Annotated in this window: 12 protein-coding genes; 5 read left to right on the plus strand and 7 right to left on the minus strand. The window is 29.9% G+C overall.

Annotated elements, in window-relative coordinates:
- Nucleotides 1–205: 205 nt before the first annotated feature.
- The 3 genes from HMPREF3045_RS07410 to HMPREF3045_RS07420 form a co-directional block, all read right to left on the minus strand.
- On the minus strand, nucleotides 206–445 hold the full coding sequence (locus HMPREF3045_RS07410; RefSeq protein WP_070738312.1) for a hypothetical protein: 240 nt from the start codon (nucleotides 443–445) through the stop codon (nucleotides 206–208).
- Nucleotides 442–930, minus strand: a complete 489-nt coding sequence (locus HMPREF3045_RS07415; protein WP_070738314.1) for a dihydrofolate reductase — start codon at nucleotides 928–930, stop codon at nucleotides 442–444. Before HMPREF3045_RS07415 ends, HMPREF3045_RS07410 begins: the two co-directional genes overlap by 4 nt.
- A 167-nt stretch (nucleotides 931–1,097) precedes the next feature.
- The gene (locus tag HMPREF3045_RS07420) at nucleotides 1,098–1,916 is read right to left on the minus strand and encodes an aggregation-promoting factor C-terminal-like domain-containing protein (protein WP_070738316.1); all 819 of its coding nucleotides are present in this window, start codon (nucleotides 1,914–1,916) and stop codon (nucleotides 1,098–1,100) included.
- A 237-nt stretch (nucleotides 1,917–2,153) separates the two neighbouring features.
- Between HMPREF3045_RS07420 and hydE the strand changes: the two genes are divergently transcribed.
- Nucleotides 2,154–3,188 carry a [FeFe] hydrogenase H-cluster radical SAM maturase HydE gene (gene hydE / locus HMPREF3045_RS07425; RefSeq protein ID WP_070738318.1) on the plus strand — a complete coding sequence of 345 codons (1,035 nt, stop codon included), beginning with the start codon at nucleotides 2,154–2,156 and terminating at the stop codon, nucleotides 3,186–3,188.
- A 17-nt stretch (nucleotides 3,189–3,205) separates the two neighbouring features.
- Here hydE and HMPREF3045_RS07430 read toward each other — a convergent pair whose 3' ends face one another.
- A complete protein-coding gene (locus HMPREF3045_RS07430) occupies nucleotides 3,206–4,000 on the minus strand; it encodes a histidinol-phosphatase HisJ family protein (RefSeq protein ID WP_070738320.1) in 795 nt (264 codons plus the stop codon).
- A 147-nt stretch (nucleotides 4,001–4,147) separates the two neighbouring features.
- Between HMPREF3045_RS07430 and HMPREF3045_RS07435 the strand changes: the two genes are divergently transcribed.
- Nucleotides 4,148–5,386 carry a synaptonemal complex protein 1 gene (locus HMPREF3045_RS07435; RefSeq protein WP_070738322.1) on the plus strand — a complete coding sequence of 413 codons (1,239 nt, stop codon included), beginning with the start codon at nucleotides 4,148–4,150 and terminating at the stop codon, nucleotides 5,384–5,386.
- 47 nt (nucleotides 5,387–5,433) lie between these two features.
- On the opposite strand, the gene HMPREF3045_RS07440 is transcribed toward HMPREF3045_RS07435, so the two are convergent.
- Both HMPREF3045_RS07440 and HMPREF3045_RS07445 read right to left on the minus strand, forming a co-directional pair.
- On the minus strand, nucleotides 5,434–7,362 hold the full coding sequence (locus tag HMPREF3045_RS07440) for a fructose-bisphosphatase class III (RefSeq protein WP_070738324.1): 1,929 nt from the start codon (nucleotides 7,360–7,362) through the stop codon (nucleotides 5,434–5,436).
- Nucleotides 7,363–7,449: 87 nt separating this feature from the next.
- Entirely contained in the window at nucleotides 7,450–8,076 is a 627-nt protein-coding gene (locus HMPREF3045_RS07445; protein WP_070738326.1) for a hypothetical protein, read from the minus strand.
- A gap of 116 nt (nucleotides 8,077–8,192) precedes the next feature.
- Between HMPREF3045_RS07445 and HMPREF3045_RS07450 the strand changes: the two genes are divergently transcribed.
- The 3 genes from HMPREF3045_RS07450 (at nucleotide 8,193) to rpoC (ending at nucleotide 16,243) form a co-directional block, all read left to right on the plus strand.
- Nucleotides 8,193–8,621, plus strand: a complete 429-nt coding sequence (locus HMPREF3045_RS07450; RefSeq protein WP_257244389.1) for a nitroreductase family protein — start codon at nucleotides 8,193–8,195, stop codon at nucleotides 8,619–8,621.
- 340 nt (nucleotides 8,622–8,961) lie between these two features.
- On the plus strand, nucleotides 8,962–12,672 hold the full coding sequence (locus HMPREF3045_RS07455) for a DNA-directed RNA polymerase subunit beta (protein WP_070738328.1): 3,711 nt from the start codon (nucleotides 8,962–8,964) through the stop codon (nucleotides 12,670–12,672).
- Nucleotides 12,673–12,682: 10 nt separating this feature from the next.
- Entirely contained in the window at nucleotides 12,683–16,243 is a 3,561-nt protein-coding gene (rpoC, locus tag HMPREF3045_RS07460; RefSeq protein WP_070738330.1) for a DNA-directed RNA polymerase subunit beta', read from the plus strand.
- Between the two features lie 29 nt (nucleotides 16,244–16,272).
- Here rpoC and HMPREF3045_RS07465 read toward each other — a convergent pair whose 3' ends face one another.
- Nucleotides 16,273–16,554: a hypothetical protein gene (locus HMPREF3045_RS07465; protein WP_070738332.1), complete on the minus strand. Its 282-nt coding sequence runs from the start codon at nucleotides 16,552–16,554 to the stop codon at nucleotides 16,273–16,275.
- Between the last annotated feature and the right edge of the window lie 229 nt (nucleotides 16,555–16,783).

Here is a 16,783-nt window from a genome sequence, read left to right on the forward strand (position 1 = left end):
CACGATGAATCGGGATAAACAACCGAAATCAACGGTTGTTTATCTGGTCGAAATGGAAAAAATTTTAGTTTGTCAACAGTCTAACTAGGGTTATTTTTTGCAAAAAAAATCCAATCTATAAATTTCAATAGGCAATAAGCTTTTGAAAATATAGATTGGATTTTTGTTTTTAAATTATTATTTGTTAATTAGTTAAAAATTAATTTTATAGAAATTCAACTTCTTTTTTGTCAGTGATTTTTACAGGGATTCCCACTTGATTTGTTTTGATTTTTTCTTCAAAAGCATTTAAATTATCCCTGTATGCCAAAAATCTTTTGAGATTTATCATCGAATCAGTTATATCTATGATTTCACATCCTTGGAAATTTTTTGAATCATTATTGTAATCTTCAATTATTTCAGTGCAATCTGGACAAAGTTTGCTAACAAATATTTCTATCATTTTTTTCTCCTATAAGTTATATAATTAAATTTAAGGTCATTTTCGTAATAATCTTCTGATTTATTTACAATTTCAAAATTTTCGTCTTTATCAAAATTGTGAAGGAAGGTATCAGCGTCTTTTTTTGCATCAATTTTTGTAATAATTGCCTCATCACAAAAATCTAAGAGCAAGTCTACAATTTCTTTTCCGCCGATTACAAAAATTTCTCTATTATTTTTATTTTCTCTTACATATTTTAAAAGATTTTGTGGGCTATTAAAGACTAAAGCATCATCAAGTTTTAAATCTTTATTTCTTGTCAAAACTATATTTTCTCTTTTGGGAAGAGCTCCATTCATGGACTTATAAGTTTTTCTTCCCATTATAACTATATTATTTAGGGTAAGGTCTTTGAAATGAGCCAAGTCTTTTTTTAAATGAAAAAGAAGTTTATTATCTTTTCCTATCCCAAAATCTCTATCTACAGCCAAAATTATTTTCATAATTGCTCCTTGTAAATTTATAATCTTCTTTTATTCTATCATTTTTGATAAAAAAATTGAATTTTTTAAATTGATATATCAAAAGTAATGGGGGAATGGAAGTAAAAATATTCACAAAAAAACTTCAAGCAATTAGCTTGAAGTTCTAATTTTTTTATTATTTAATTTTAGTACCAACCGTTGTTGTTCCAAAATGCTAGGGCATTATCCCATGAACCATATCTTTGTGCTACATATTGGTCTGCAACTCTTTCTTGGTTAGCTGGAGAATAATCTCCGTTTAAGTAAGCTGCTGACAATTGATATTTTCCAATATATTGTCCGTTTCTAGCATTGTAAGATCCACCAGATTCTCTTTGTGCTATAATTTGTTTTGCTGATGAATTATTAGCTGTATAATTTTGTGCTGGTGCTTGTGTTTGAGCAGGTGCTTGATAAGATTGAGCTGGTGCTTGGTATGTTTGTGCAGATGCTTGATAGCTACTTTCTTGACTTTGAACTGGTGCATAATTTTTATTTATAAAATCATTAGAAAGTCCTAGTAAACTATTGTGGATATATCCTTCTTTACCTTCAAAAACTACTTTAACGAATCCGTTGTTAGCTGCTGATTTTACTTCAACACTTTCATCTTTTTTAAGAACTTGATAAACTTCTGAATTTAAGTTGTCAGATTTTCTAAAGTTTGCTGGGCTTAAAATTTTAGCTGTTTCTGTAATATTAAACCATTGACCACCAACGTAAGCTTCTTTACCGTTGAATTTGATTTTTAACCAACCATCTGTTGATCCTAGAACTTCATAAGATTTGTCATCTGTTATAAGTCCAATTATATTATTTGATTCACTAGCGTCACTTCTTACATTAACAGCATTAGCTTTGCTTGCATCTTTAACTGCAGATGAAGCTTCAGCCTTATTTGATACTGTAAATAATGTTGGTAGTACGATTGCCGCTGCTAGAGCGTATTTTTTTAAATTTGTCATAATGATTACTCCTTTTTTGTGTTTTTTTAATTTATTGTAACTAATTAATAGTTTTTTTATGTTTTTCATTTCTTTTTCGTAACAATAGTTACAAAATAATTACAACTCTTTTTTACAAGCATTATAATATCCGAAGAATATGTAGAAAATATGTAGAAAAAATAAATTTTGTTTTCAAGTTTTATAAAAAACTATTTTTTGTTATAATATAAAAATATGAAAAGGAGTGAATTAATAATGAGCTTTGTAAAAGCAGAAAATTTTACTGACCAAGAACTTTTAAATTTTATAAAAGATGAATCATACAACGAATATTTGGCAAAAAAAGCCGACAAGGTAAGACAAGAAATTTATGGCAAAGACGTATATGTAAGAGGTCTAATTGAATTTACAAATTTTTGCAAAAATGATTGCTATTATTGTGGGATTAGAAAATCAAATTCAAATGTAGAAAGGTACAGACTTTCTTTTGATGAAATTATTACCTGTGCAAAAATTGGTTACAAATTGGGTTATAGAACTTTTGTTCTTCAAGGCGGAGAAGATTTATCTTATAAAGATGAAGATATCTGTAAAATTGTTGAGGAAATCAAAAAAATTCATCCTGATTGTGCTATCACTTTGTCAATTGGGGAAAGGTCAAAAAAATCATACAAGAAATTTTTTGATGCTGGTGCTGATAGGTTTTTATTAAGAGAAGAAAGTTCAAGCAAAGATCATTATTATAAAATCCATCCAAAAGAAATGTCCTTTGAAAATAGGAGAAAGGCTCTTTTTGATTTAAAAGAAATTGGATTTCAAGTTGGGGGAGGTTTTATGGTGGATTCTCCTTATCAAACGGATGAAGATTTGATTTCGGATTTGAGATTTTTACAAAAATTAAAACCGGATATGATAGGGATAGGTCCATATTTATCTCAACACGATACTCCATTTAAAAATATGAAAAATGGTTCGTACAAAAAAACTTTAAGACTTATTTCTATTTTAAGATTGATGTTTCCTTATTGTTTGATACCAGCTACTACGGCACTTGGAACAATAAATCCATTTGGAAGAGAAGAAGGCTTGAAGGCTGGGGCAAATGTCCTAATGCCAAATTTATCTCCAACATCTTATAGAGAACTTTATTCCTTATATGATAATAAAATTTGTACGGGCGATGAGGCGGCAGAGTGTAGAAATTGTTTAGAATTAAGAATAAAAAAAGCAGGCTACAATATAGTAACCCACAGAGGAGATGTGTCTTCTTATAAAAAAATGTATGAATAAAGGCTCTTTGTGAGCCTTTAAATTTCTATAATTTTTTCTTTTTTATTTTCAAAATATGAAATGTGGTCAAAGCCCAAATCTTTTAAATGTTTTATTCCATCATTTATTTTGTAGGAAATTGTGTCTGGGAAATGGGAATCTGAGCCTAGGGTTAAGATTTTTCCGCCTAGATTTTTATATTTTTCTAAAATTTCATCTTTTGGATTTGCGTAGGACAAATTATTTCTAAAACCTGCTGTATTATATTCGAAAGCTCTATTTGTTTTTATTAATTCTTTTAAAATTTCTTCTACCAAATCTGCATAAAGTGAGAATTCTGGTATTACCGATTTGTCTTGGACATACCTATCAATGTAGTCTATGTGGCCTAAGCTTGAAAAATTTTTACATGATTTTACGCATTCTAGCATATATTCATAATATTTTTTAAAAAAATATTTTGGATTACTTTCTATATTTTTTCTATTTAACCAAACATCTTTAAATTCTACGGCATGGATTGAGCCTATTACAAAATCAAATGGATTTTCGTCAATAAATTTATCAATTTTATCTGCATTTTCATAAGCCAATCCTATTTCAATTCCCGCCAAAATTTTTATTTGATTTTTATATTTTTCCCTAAGCTTATATATAGTAGAAAAATACTCATCAAGATCAAAGGAAATGTCCCTGTCATTTTGGCAAAAATTATCCAAGTGGTCTGTAAATGCCATTATTTTTATTTTATTTTTTATAGCTGATTTTACATTTTCTTCTGGATTTGTATTTGAATCAAAAGAAAAATGTGAATGTAAATGTAAATCTATCATATTGTTCCTTTCTTTATTATTCTTTTTTATATAATAACACAATAATACAAAACTTTTTTATTTTTGTGATAAATTTCCTATTCTACTACAATTTTTTTTGAAAATTTGATATAATCATAAATAGAAGTTAAACAGGAGAGGGGAACAATGAAAAAAAGTAAAAAAATATTATTTTTGGCTCTAAGTATGTCTTTGGCATTTTCGCCAATTAATAGCATGATTTCAAATAAGGCAAATGTTGCTTATGCTGAAGAGATGATGAATAAAAAAGAAGAATTAAGTCCAGAGGAGTTTATACAAAAAGCTAAAGACTTTGTAAATTCAGAAGAATTTAAGCAATATACAAAAGAAGGTCAAGACGAATATAAAAAATTAATTGAAGATTTAAAAGTTGAAAATGTAGAAGAGAAAAAAGAAGAAATTTTAAAATCTATTGATAGTATTAAATTAACTTATATAAAAAAACAATACGAAGATTTGAAAAAAGAAGTTTTCAACTTAAAAGCTGAATCTTTGTCTGATGATTTGAAAAAAGAACTTGATTCCTATAAAGATGCCGATGGTACTTATGAAGATTATAAAAAACAAATAGAAAATCTTAAAACTATTAAAACAAACATTGAAAATTACAATAAAGACTTAAAAAAGTTCAAGGACATCTTAAAAGACGGCTTAGAAAAAAATAAAAACTTTGACATTGATTTAAAAGCAGAAAAATCAGTTTTGGATGATGCTAATTCAAATCTAGAAAAAGTAGAAAAAGCCATTGAAAGATTAAATAAAAAAGTTGATGCTTACAATGAAAAAGTAAAAGAAGAAAATAGACAAAAAAATCTTAAAACCTTAAAAGAAATTATAGATGAAGAAGAAAAAACAAAAAGTGAGTATTTTTATAAAAAATCAGATGAAAGTTTGAAAAATAATTTCAATCAAAGTCTTGATGCTATAAAGAAAGCTTACAGCAGACTTCAAAACAAGGAAGAAGTTAATAATATAGATGATTTGGTAAATTCTTATAATACAGCTTACAACAATCTTAATGGAGATAAGTTTATGGCTGAACACAAAAAACTTGTTGATTATTTTGAAAAAAATAAGGGCAAATTATCTGCATCAAATCAAAAAAAATATGCTGATTTAATTAATGGATTACCAGATAAGGCTGATTCTAATATGGATAGCATAAAAAAATTAAAATCCGAAATAGAAAAAGCTATAGCGAATACAGCAAGAGTAAGAAAAATTCAAGTTGCAAAAAAAGGTGGAGCTACAAAAAGAAGTCGTTCCTTTGTAAGAACAGGAGTAAAATCAGCAGGTATAGTTCTTGTAGTTTTAATCCTTGCAGGAGCTGGATACTTCTTACTATCAAAGAAAAGCAAAAAATAAAAACAAAAAAATCTTCAAGCAAAACTTGAAGATTTTTTTCTTGTTTATTATTTATTTGAAATATTTTTGCCCTTATCTATAACTTCCAATAATTCTTTCAAAACTTCTATCCTTGCTCTTATTTTTTCTCCATCGTCTGTATCTTTTATAAGCATTCTTGGAATAAGTTTTTCTGTTTCGTAAATTTTTGGAGTGTAGGCTCCCATGTTATCTCTAATGTGTGAATATGAAACGTGTTCTGCAAGGGCTACGTGGTGGGAATTATACATCAAAGTGTAGCCTGCAATGCCTGTCTTTTTTTGGTAGGGTTTTGAAATTCCACCGTCAATTACATATAATTTACCGTTTGCTCTTACGGGTTTTTTACCTTCTTTGACTCTTACTGGAACATGGCCGTTTATGATTCTTCTTCTTTCGCATTTTAAATCAAATTCATCCAAAATTTTATCGCAAATTTCTTCTTTTTTATTTAAATCATAATAGGCATTCATTTCTTCGTATTTTAAATTTTTATCATCAACCAATAAATTTTCAAAATATGAATATTGACTTTTGCCAAAAATTGGAGATTTTTTGCCACAAACCAAATACCAGCAAATATCTTGAGCAAATTCTTTTTTCTTTGAATCATTTGAAAAATAAGCATCTCTTGCAAGCTTATCAAAAATATCAAGCATGGCTTTTCCTTTATAGGATTTGCCATTTATAATTACTTCTTGGAAATTTCCATCAGAATCCATTGGAATACAGCCGTGAAATAAAAGTGAGCCGTTGGATTTTTTGTACATTGAACCATTTGTGTACATAAATTTAATGTGCTTATTTAAAAGAAGGTTTTTTGAAAATTCTTTTTGGAGGGTATCTATAATAAATTCTTCCTCATAGGTTAATTTACTAGGATTTTTTGGGTCAATAGTTGGGAAATTTGTATCAAGGAGTTTTGCTCCCTTATAGGTCATTTCATCAAAATTAATATGTTTTAATGAATTTCTATCATCCATATTAAAATCTGGATTTCTCTCAATAAGCAAGCTATCTAGTTTAAACCTAATTACACTCATAGCCTTATACATTTTTGCAGCCACATCCTTATTTACCTTGTCATAAATATTTTCTTCAAAAATTTTCGGCATAAATCTCTCACATGGGTCATCCCTATAAGTTTTCATCGAAAATTCATAAAGTGGTCTTAAATTTATTCCATAACCTTCTTCAATAAAGTCAAAATTATTGTAGGAAAATGCATTGCAAAGGCAAGCTGCAATCAAAGCTTTATTTCCACTAACAGCTCCCATCCAAGCAAGATCATGATTTCCCCATTGTATATCAACATTAGGAAAAGCAATCAATTCATCCATAATAACATGAGGCTCAGGACCCCTGTCGTAAATATCTCCAACTATATGGAGGCTATCAACAGAAATTCTTTGGATTAGGCTTGATAAAACAATAATAAAATCATCAGCAGCCTTATATTTTATAATATTTTCAATTATCTTTTCATAATATAGTTTTTTATTAAATTCAGAATCATTTGTGTACAAAAGTTCATCGATAATTTCCTTGTAATTTGTAGGAAATTTTTCTTTTACTGTATCTTTTGGATATTTTGTAGAAACAAACCTAAACAAATTTACAAGTCTGTGAATATTAATTGTGTACCAATCATCATCAACAATATTTTCTTCCTTTAATCTTACAAGTTCTCTTTCCGGATTATAAATCAAACTTGCCAAATCGTCTTGGTCTTTTTTGATAAGAGTATCGCCAAAATATTGCTTAGTCTTATCTCTAATATTTCCAGCAGCCGACCTTAAAAGATGAATAAAAGCCTTAGCCTCTCCATGAAGATCAGAAAAAAAGTACTCAGTTCCCTTTGGAAGATATAATTTTGCGTTTAAACCAATTAATTCATCAACCAAATGAGTCCTACTTGGATAATTTTCTCTAAGAAGATTTAAATATTTTTCGTTCATAACAAACCCTTTCATAATAATTTCAAAAAAAAGCAAGGCTAACCTTACTTTTTCTCTTTTCTATACCTATATTAAATTCAAAACAACTTACTTATTTTCTGTATCTTCTTTTCTATTACTTACAATATCTTTTTGATTTGTATTTCCCTCATCTTTTTTAACAAAAACTTGAGGATTTTCTTCTATCTTATTTTCTTTGGAATTTTTATCAGAAATTTCAATTTCTTTTTCATCTTCATTTATTTTTTCAAAAGTTTTATTATCATCAAGATTTATTTCATTGGAATTTTCTTCATCATAATAAACTTTGCTTTTTTCCCTAAGACCAATCATAGAACCAATAATAAGGAAAATATTAAAAAGATAAGATACAACAAAAATTTTATCCCTAAAAAACACATGGCCGATAATAGAAATAAAAATAAAGAAAAATCCTGTAAAAATATTAAATAAAAAATATTCCCCAAATTTTATAGATTTAAAAATCTTCCTATCTACAGATGCGATTAATATAAATAACAAAAAAAGCATCACAAACAAAATAGGTTTAATTATTTCAAGCGAAATATTTGAAAAGCCTAACAAATCAAAAATGGCAAAAACATAATTCCTATTTACCAATAAAGAAAACAAACTTGCCAAAAAAAGTGCCAAGCTAATAAACAAATAATAAATTGATGCTAGTCCTAAAAAAAACTTACTAATTTTTTTCATTAAATCCTCCTATTTAAATTAATTATACCACAAATATACAAAATCTACTTATCTATAAAAAACGATTTTTGATAAAAAATTTTATAGTATAATAAAAGAAAAGAAGGGAGATATTTATGGATTTTGACAAGGTAATAGATGCAAGAGTTTCAACAAGAAAATATATAGATAAAAAAATTGAAAAAAATAATCTAGAAAAAATTGTAGATGCAGGAGTAAAAGCCCCAGTTGGAAATAGCTTATACGAAAATATGGCAATAACTGTAATAAGCAATAAGGATTTAATTCAAGAAATTTTAGAAGAAGCTAGAGAAATTGTAAATGATCCAAAAGCAAATCCGATTTATTCAGCTCCATATTTAATAATAATTTCAGCAAAAGAAGGTCACATAACAAGACTTGAAGATACAGCTTGCATTATAGAAAATATGGCACTAAAAGCAACAGATCTTGAAATAGGCTCTTGTTATATAAGAGGAATGTTTGAAAGATTCGATAAAGATGCAAGATTTATCAAAAAATTAAATTTAGAAGAAAATTTCTAGCCAGTTCATGGTCTTATACTTGGTTATCCTAAAGAAAAATTACAAGGCAAAAATCATAAGATAAAAACAAATTATATATACTGATTTATTTGACAAATTTACAAAAAAATATATAGTAAGTGAAAATCAAATAGAGATTAAAAAATAATTTGAAAAATCTCCTAAATTATTTGACATTTACTAGCGTGTAGTGATATAATAAACAATTGCTAGAATTCTAATTTAGCGAGATTTTTTATTTATGTAAAAAAGGCTTAGTTTTCTATTTTAAGCCTAGAAATTACATAAAAGGTCATAAGCAAAGTTTTAGGCTAAAAGCAAGATAAAGGAGTAATTTATAGTGCAATATCATAAAGAGTTATTTGGTAAAACTGAACGTGTTAGCTTTTCTAAATTTCCTCAAGTTCTTGATTTGCCAAACCTATTAAAAGTTCAAAAGGATTCTTATAGGTGGTTTGTCGAAGAAGGCTTGGGAGAAATCTTGGAAGATATTTCCCCAATCGAAGATTATAATGGCAATTTAATACTTGAATTTGTTGGATATGATTTTGATGATGAAACAAAGTATACAATAGAAGAAGCAAAATACAAAGACACAACATATTCTAGAGACCTTAAAGTTAAGGCTAGGCTTATTAATAAGGAAACTGAAGAAGTAAAAGAGCAAGAAGTATTTATGGGAGATTTCCCAATGATGACAGACTCAGCAACTTTTGTAATAAATGGTGCTGAAAGAGTTATTGTAAGTCAGCTTGTAAGAAGTCCTGGAGTTTATTATGCATCAGAGCTTGATAAATCAGGAAATAAAATGTATTCTTCAACAGTTATACCTAACAGAGGAGCATGGATTGAATTTGATACTGATGCATCTCATACAGTAAATGTAAGACTTGATCGTACAAGAAAACTTCCAGCTACAACTCTTGTAAGAGCTTTACTTTTTGAAAATGATGAAGAAATAATTGAAGCTTTAGGAGATACTGAACATTTAAGAAACACTCTTGAAAAAGAAAATTCAGAAACAAGCGAAGAAGCTTTAATAGAAATTTACAAAAAATTAAAACCAGGAGACCCTGCCAGTCTAGAATCTGCACAAAATTTAATAAATAATCTTTTATTCGATGATAGAAGATATGACCTTGCTAAAGTAGGAAGATACAAATACAACAAGAAACTAGCTTTACACGAAAGGCTTATTGATCAAATTTCTGCAAAAGATGTAGTAAGTGATGAAACAGGCGAGCTTTTTGTAAAAGCTGGAGAAATGATAGATAGACAAACTGCTCTTAATATAGAAAATAGCGGAATTAATGTTGTAGACATAATTGTAAAACAAGAAAACGGTGAGGACAAAGAATTAAGAATTTGTGGAAACCACTTTGTTTATCTTGATTCTTTTGAAGAATTAGAAGGATTTGATCTTGAAGATCTTGAATTATCAGAAAAAGTATATTATCCAGTAATGAGAGAAATACTTGATGAAAATGAAGATAAAGAATCAATTATAAATGAAATTGAAAGAAGAAAGAAAGAACTTTGTCCAAAAAATATTGTAAAATCTGATATTCTTGCTGCAGTAAATTATCAATTTAACCTTTTTGAAGGAATAGGCGATGTTGATGATATTGACCACTTAGGAAATAGAAGAGTTAGAGGCGTTGGAGAATTATTACAAAACCAATTTAGAATTGGTCTTGCAAGAATGGAAAGAGTTGTAAGAGAAAGAATGACAACTCAAGATCCTGACCTTGCAACTCCTCAAGGACTTATAAATATAAAACCAGTAACAGCTGTAATAAAAGAATTTTTCGGCTCAAGTCAGCTTTCACAATTTATGGATCAAACAAATCCAATGAGTGAGCTAACTCACAAAAGAAGATTATCAGCTTTAGGACCAGGTGGACTTTCAAGAGATAGGGCAGGAGTAGAAGTAAGGGACGTTCACGATTCCCACTACGGAAGAATTTGTCCAATAGAAACTCCAGAAGGACCAAACATCGGTCTAATCACATCTCTTACAACTTATGCAAGAATTAATAAATATGGATTTATTGAAACACCTTACAGAAAAGTTGGAAAAGATGGACACGTAACAGATGAAATAGATTATCTAACAGCAGATGTTGAAGATAATTTCATAATTGCCCAAGCTAACGAGCCACTTGATGAAAATAATAGATTTATAAATGACCGTGTTTCAGGACGTGGTATAAATGGAGAAAATGATATTTATCCAAGAGAAAAAGTTGAATACATGGACGTTTCTCCTCAACAAATCGTATCAGTTGGAGCTAGTTTGATTCCTTTCTTGGAAAACGACGATTCAACTCGTGCTTTGATGGGTGCCAACATGCAAAGACAAGCAGTTCCTCTTTTAAAATCCCAAGCACCAATAGTTGCTACAGGAATTGAACATAGGGCTGCAAAAGATTCTGGTGTTTGTGTAGTAAGCAAAAATGCTGGAGAAGTTGTATATGTTGGAGATGAAAAAATTAGAATCAAAAGAGATTCGGATGGAGAAATTGATTATTATAGACTTCTTAAATTTAGACGTGCTAACCAAGGAACAACAATTAACCAAAGACCAATTGTAAAACTTGGAGAACATGTTGACGCAAACGAAATAATTGCAGATGGTCCTTCAACAGAACAAGGAGAGCTTGCCCTTGGTAAAAATATTCTCATTGCTTTTACAACATGGGAAGGATATAACTACGAAGATGCTATGCTTTTAAATGAACAATTAGTAATGGATGATGTTCTTACATCAGTTCACATAGAAGAGCATGAATGCGAAGCTCGTGAAACAAAACTTGGCGCTGAAGAAATAACAAAAGATATTCCAAATGTTGGCGATGACATGAAGAAAAATCTTGATGAAAATGGAGTTATAAGAATCGGTGCTGAAGTTAAAAGTGGAGATATTTTGGTAGGAAAAGTTTCGCCAAAAGGAGAAACTGAACTATCTCCAGAAGAAAGATTATTAAGAGCTATCTTTGGAGAAAAAGCTCGTGAAGTTCGTGACACATCACTTACAGTTCCACACGGAGAAAGTGGTATTGTTGTTGATGTAAAAGAATATAACAAAAAAGATGGAGATGAGTTATCTCCAGGTGTAAACAAAGTAATAAGAGTATTTGTAGCAACCAAAAGAAAAATTATGGTTGGAGATAAAATGTGTGGTAGACACGGTAACAAGGGTGTAGTCTCAAGAATTATGCCAAGAGAAGATATGCCTTTCCTACCAGACGGAACTCCAATTCAAATTTGTTTGAATCCATTAGGTATTCCTTCACGTATGAATATCGGACAAGTTTTAGAAGTTCACATGGGACTTGCTGCAAGAACTATGGGATGGAAGATTGCTACACCAGTATTTGATGGCGCTTTGGATACAGAAATAGAAGAAGCCTTAGAAGAAGCTCAAAAGACAGCTCCTTATGTAAATAAAACTGGAAAAATCAGACTTCGTGATGGTAGAACTGGAGAAGAATTTGATAATCCAGTTACAGTTGGAGTTATGTATATGCTAAAACTTCATCACATGGTTGAAGAAAAAATTCACGCTAGAAGTATTGGACCTTACTCACTTGTAACCCAACAACCTCTAGGTGGTAAGGCACAATTTGGTGGACAAAGATTTGGAGAAATGGAAGTTTGGGCTCTTGAAGCATACGGAGCAAGCCATACTCTTCAAGAAATGTTGACTGTAAAATCAGATGATGTTACAGGAAGAGTTAAAACTTACGAAGCAATTGTTAAGGGAGAAAATGTTCCTGAACCAGGCACACCTGAATCTTTCAAGGTATTGGTAAAAGAATTACAATCTCTAGCCTTAGATGTTGAGCTTTTAGATGAAGATGGAAACGTAATTGAAATTAAAGAAAATATAGATGAACAAGATAAGTTCTCAGAAGTTGAAAAGATTGATGCATCAAAAATTAGAAGTCAATCAAAAAAACTCAGTGGAGCAAATCTTTCAGCAAAAGAAGAGGAAAAAGTAGAAGTAACTGATTCTACTAATGAAGATATAGAAGAGCTAGAAGATTAAGGGGGATTTTTTGTCAGAATTACAAGAATTTGGTGCTATGAGGATGAAAATAGCATCTCCTGAAAAAATCAGATCATGGTCCCATGGCGAAGTAAAAAAACCAGAAACTATAAATTACAGAACACTTAAACCTGAAAAAGATGGTTTATTCTGTGAGAAAATTTTTGGACCAACCAAGGATTATGAATGCTCTTGTGGTAAATACAAGAGAATTAGATATAAGGGTGTTGTTTGCGAAAAATGTGGTGTTGAAGTAACAAAATCTAAAGTAAGACGTGAAAGAATGGGACATATTGAACTTGCAGCTCCTGTAAGTCATATATGGTATTTCAAAGGAATCCCTTCAAAAATGGGTTTACTATTAGATATGAGTCCAAGAGTTTTGGAAAAAATATTATACTTCGCATCCTATGTAGTAATAAATCCAGGAGAAACTGAATATTACGAAAAACAAGAATTATCTGAAAGCGAATATTCAGAGGCTCTAGATAATTATCCAGATGATACAGAATTTCAAGCTGAAATGGGAGCAGAAGCTGTTAAAAAACTTCTTGCTAACATGGATCTTAAAAAAGAATATGAATCTTTAATGAAAGAACTTGAAGATGCAAAAGGACAAAAGAAAGTAAGGATTTCAAGAAGACTTGAAGTTGTCGACGCATTTTTAACAAGTGGCAATAAACCAGAATGGATGATACTTGATGTACTTCCAGTTATGCCACCAGAACTTAGACCAATGGTTCAACTTGAAGGTGGAAGATTTGCAACAAGTGATTTAAATGATTTATATAGAAGAGTTATAAATAGAAATAACAGATTAAAAAGACTTCTTGATATTGGAGCTCCAGAAATCATTGTAAGAAATGAAAAAAGAATGCTCCAAGAAGCTGTCGATGCTCTTATAGATAATGGTAGACGTGGTCGTGCTGTAACAGGTGCATCAAATAGAAATATGAAATCTCTATCAGATTTATTAAAGGGAAAAAGCGGTAGATTTAGACAAAACTTATTGGGTAAAAGGGTAGATTATTCAGGCCGTTCTGTAATAGTTGTAGGTCCAAATCTTAAATTTAACCAATGTGGTTTGCCACAAGAGATGGCTCTAGAATTATTTAAACCTTTTATAATGAATAAGGTTGTAGAAAAAGATTTTGCTCATAATTTAAAATCTGCAAAGAAAATGGTAGAGAAAAAAGATCCAAGAGTATATGAAATACTTGAAGATGTAATAAAAGACCATCCAGTATTATTAAACCGTGCTCCTACACTTCACAGACTTGGTATCCAAGCCTTTGAACCGGTTTTGGTTGAAGGAAAGGCGATGAAACTTCATCCACTTGCTTGTCCTGCTTTTAATGCGGACTTTGATGGGGACCAAATGGCAATACATTTGCCTTTATCAAATGAAGCACAAATTGAAGCAAGACTTTTGATGATGTCAACAAACAATATTCTTGGTCTAAAAGATGGTAAGGCAATTACAACTCCATCCCAAGATATGGTTCTTGGTGCATATTATCTAACAACTATAAAAGAAGGTGCAAAGGGCGAAGGAATGATTTTTGAAAATATTTCAGAAATGAAAAAAGCTCTTTTAAATCATGATGTTACCCTTCAAACAAAAGTTGGAGTAAGAATTAAAAAAGATGAAAAAGATCCTGGAAAAATTGTAAATTCTTCAGTTGGTAGATTTATCTACAATGAAGGAATTCCACAAGATTTAGGATATGTAAATAGAAAAGAAGATCCATATTCTCTAGAAGTTGATCAAGTTACATCATCTGGTGTATTAAAAGAAATTGTTGATCGCTGCTTTAGAAAACATGGAAATATTAAAACAGCTTCAGTTCTAGATTATATAAAATCAACAGGCTATAAGTTCTCAACTTTATCAGGACTAACAGTTTCTATGTCAGACGTTACAATTCCACATCAAAAATGGGATATAGTTTCAAAAGCTGATGAAGAAGTTGATAAATATGAAAAACTTTATAGACGTGGATTTATAACTGATAACGAAAGATATGAAAAAGTTATTGATATTTGGAGAGAAGCAACTGATGAAGTAACAGCAGCTCTTCTTGATGAATTAAAATCTGACAATAATATTAAAATATTTGCAGATTCTGGAGCCCGTGGTTCTACAAACCAAATTAGACAATTAGGCGGAATGCGTGGACTTATGTCAAGAGCTGATGGAAAAATCATAGAAATTCCTATAAAGGCTAACTTCCGTGAAGGACTTTCAGTACAAGAATACTTTATTTCAACCCACGGTTCACGTAAGGGACTTACAGATACAGCTTTAAGAACTGCCGATTCAGGATATTTGACAAGAAGAATGGTAGATATTTCTCAAGATGTTATTGTAACAGAAGATGATTGTGGTACAGATGGATATGTAGTTGCTCGTGAATTTAAAGATGGCAACGAATTAATCGAAAATTTATTTACAAGAATTGTAGGACGTACATCATTTGAAGATATTTATGATAATGATGGGGAACTTATAGTTAGTAAAAATCAAATTATTGACGAAGATAAGGCTGACAACATTGTAGCAAATGGAATTAAAGAAGTTAAACTTCGTTCAGTCCTAGAATGTAAATCTAAACATGGCGTTTGTGAAAAATGTTATGGTAGAAACCTTGCTACAGGCAAAAAAGTAAATATTGGAGAGGCTGTAGGAATTATAGCTGCTCAATCAATCGGAGAACCAGGTACTCAGCTTACAATGAGAACCTTCCACTCAGGAGGAATCGCTGGAGTAGGAATTACTCAAGGTCTTCCAAGGGTTGAAGAGTTGTTTGAAGCAAGAAAACCAAAAGGACTTGCTTTCATTGCAGAAAATTCTGGTACAGTTTCATTAATTCAAAATGAAAAGAAAACTGATGTTGAAATTTTATCAGAAGATGGATATTCTAAAAAATATAATATTCCATTTGGAGCAAGACTATTAGTATCAGAAGGAGATGTGGTTGAGAAAGGACAACAACTTACAGAAGGTTCCCTTGATCCACACGATGTACTAAAAGTTTTGGGAAAAGTTGGAGTTCAAGATTATATAACCAAAGAAGTTCAAAAAGTTTACAGACTTCAAGGTGTAGAAATTGACGATAGACATATAGAAGTTATTACAAAGCAAATGCTTAAAAAAGTAAAAATAGAAGATGCTGGAGATACAGAATTTTTACCAGGTTCATTGCAAGAAATTAGAGAAGTAAGAATTGCAAATGAACAAATGGAAGAAGAAGGCAAAAAGCCATGTAAATATTCTCAACAACTTCTAGGAATTACAAAAGCATCACTTGCTACAGAATCTTGGTTATCAGCAGCATCTTTCCAAGAAACAACAAGAGTTCTTACGGATGCATCAATAAAAGGAAAAGTTGATGATTTAAAAGGACTAAAAGAAAATATAATCATAGGAAAACTAATACCAGCAGGTACAGGAATGAAAGTCTACAATGACTTTGATATAAACTATGAAAATAAAGACCTTGAAGATGCACAAATCCAAATGAATATAGAAGAAGTAGAAAATAGAGAAAAAGAAGCTCTAAATGAATAAAAAATAAGAGCCAGCATAAGCTGGCTCTTTTATATTGTGTTTATTAAATTTAAAACTATAAATACCGATAATAAAATTATAGTTAGTTTTTTGTATTTTATATTTTTTAAATCAAAATTAACTTTTTGAACTTTTGCTAGAAATATGGAAAAAATCAAAAATCCTAGGGAATAAATTAATGATCTTGTCAAAGATTCTTGTTGACTGTTTTTATAAATGTAAAAAAAAGCCAAATATTGAATAAGCAAAACTAAACTTGCAGCACAAGGAAGAGCGTGAATATATTGTCTGTAATTTTCTTTAGAATTCATAAAATTCTCCTTTCCTATAAATTCATTATAGGGGATTTGTTATTAATAGACAAATTAAATTTTAAGTGGCTATTGCAAAATATGAATAAATTATTTTGCAACAGCCGCTTTTATTTCTTATAAAAATATTAAGAATAATTTATTTTATGCAAAAATTTTAAATTAATATTCTAAGATAAAGCATATAGTAAATATTTTAAGAAAGATATTGACAAGTATATTAAAAAGA

The organism is Anaerococcus sp. HMSC075B03 (genome assembly GCF_001815585.1).
In the GTDB taxonomy this organism is placed as follows: domain Bacteria; phylum Bacillota; class Clostridia; order Tissierellales; family Peptoniphilaceae; genus Anaerococcus; species Anaerococcus vaginalis.

What these genes read in the sequence shown, in the direction of transcription:
- HMPREF3045_RS07410 (WP_070738312.1), bottom strand. Translation starts at nt 445, where the DNA reads ATGATAGAAATATTTGTTAGCAAACTTTGTCCAGATTGCACTGAAATA.
- HMPREF3045_RS07415 (WP_070738314.1), bottom strand. Translation starts at nt 930, where the DNA reads ATGAAAATAATTTTGGCTGTAGATAGAGATTTTGGGATAGGAAAAGAT.
- HMPREF3045_RS07420 (WP_070738316.1), bottom strand. Translation starts at nt 1,916, where the DNA reads ATGACAAATTTAAAAAAATACGCTCTAGCAGCGGCAATCGTACTACCA.
- hydE (WP_070738318.1), top strand. Translation starts at nt 2,154, where the DNA reads ATGAGCTTTGTAAAAGCAGAAAATTTTACTGACCAAGAACTTTTAAAT.
- HMPREF3045_RS07430 (WP_070738320.1), bottom strand. Translation starts at nt 4,000, where the DNA reads ATGATAGATTTACATTTACATTCACATTTTTCTTTTGATTCAAATACA.
- HMPREF3045_RS07435 (WP_070738322.1), top strand. Translation starts at nt 4,148, where the DNA reads ATGAAAAAAAGTAAAAAAATATTATTTTTGGCTCTAAGTATGTCTTTG.
- HMPREF3045_RS07440 (WP_070738324.1), bottom strand. Translation starts at nt 7,362, where the DNA reads ATGAACGAAAAATATTTAAATCTTCTTAGAGAAAATTATCCAAGTAGG.
- HMPREF3045_RS07445 (WP_070738326.1), bottom strand. Translation starts at nt 8,076, where the DNA reads ATGAAAAAAATTAGTAAGTTTTTTTTAGGACTAGCATCAATTTATTAT.
- HMPREF3045_RS07450 (WP_257244389.1), top strand. Translation starts at nt 8,193, where the DNA reads ATGGATTTTGACAAGGTAATAGATGCAAGAGTTTCAACAAGAAAATAT.
- HMPREF3045_RS07465 (WP_070738332.1), bottom strand. Translation starts at nt 16,554, where the DNA reads ATGAATTCTAAAGAAAATTACAGACAATATATTCACGCTCTTCCTTGT.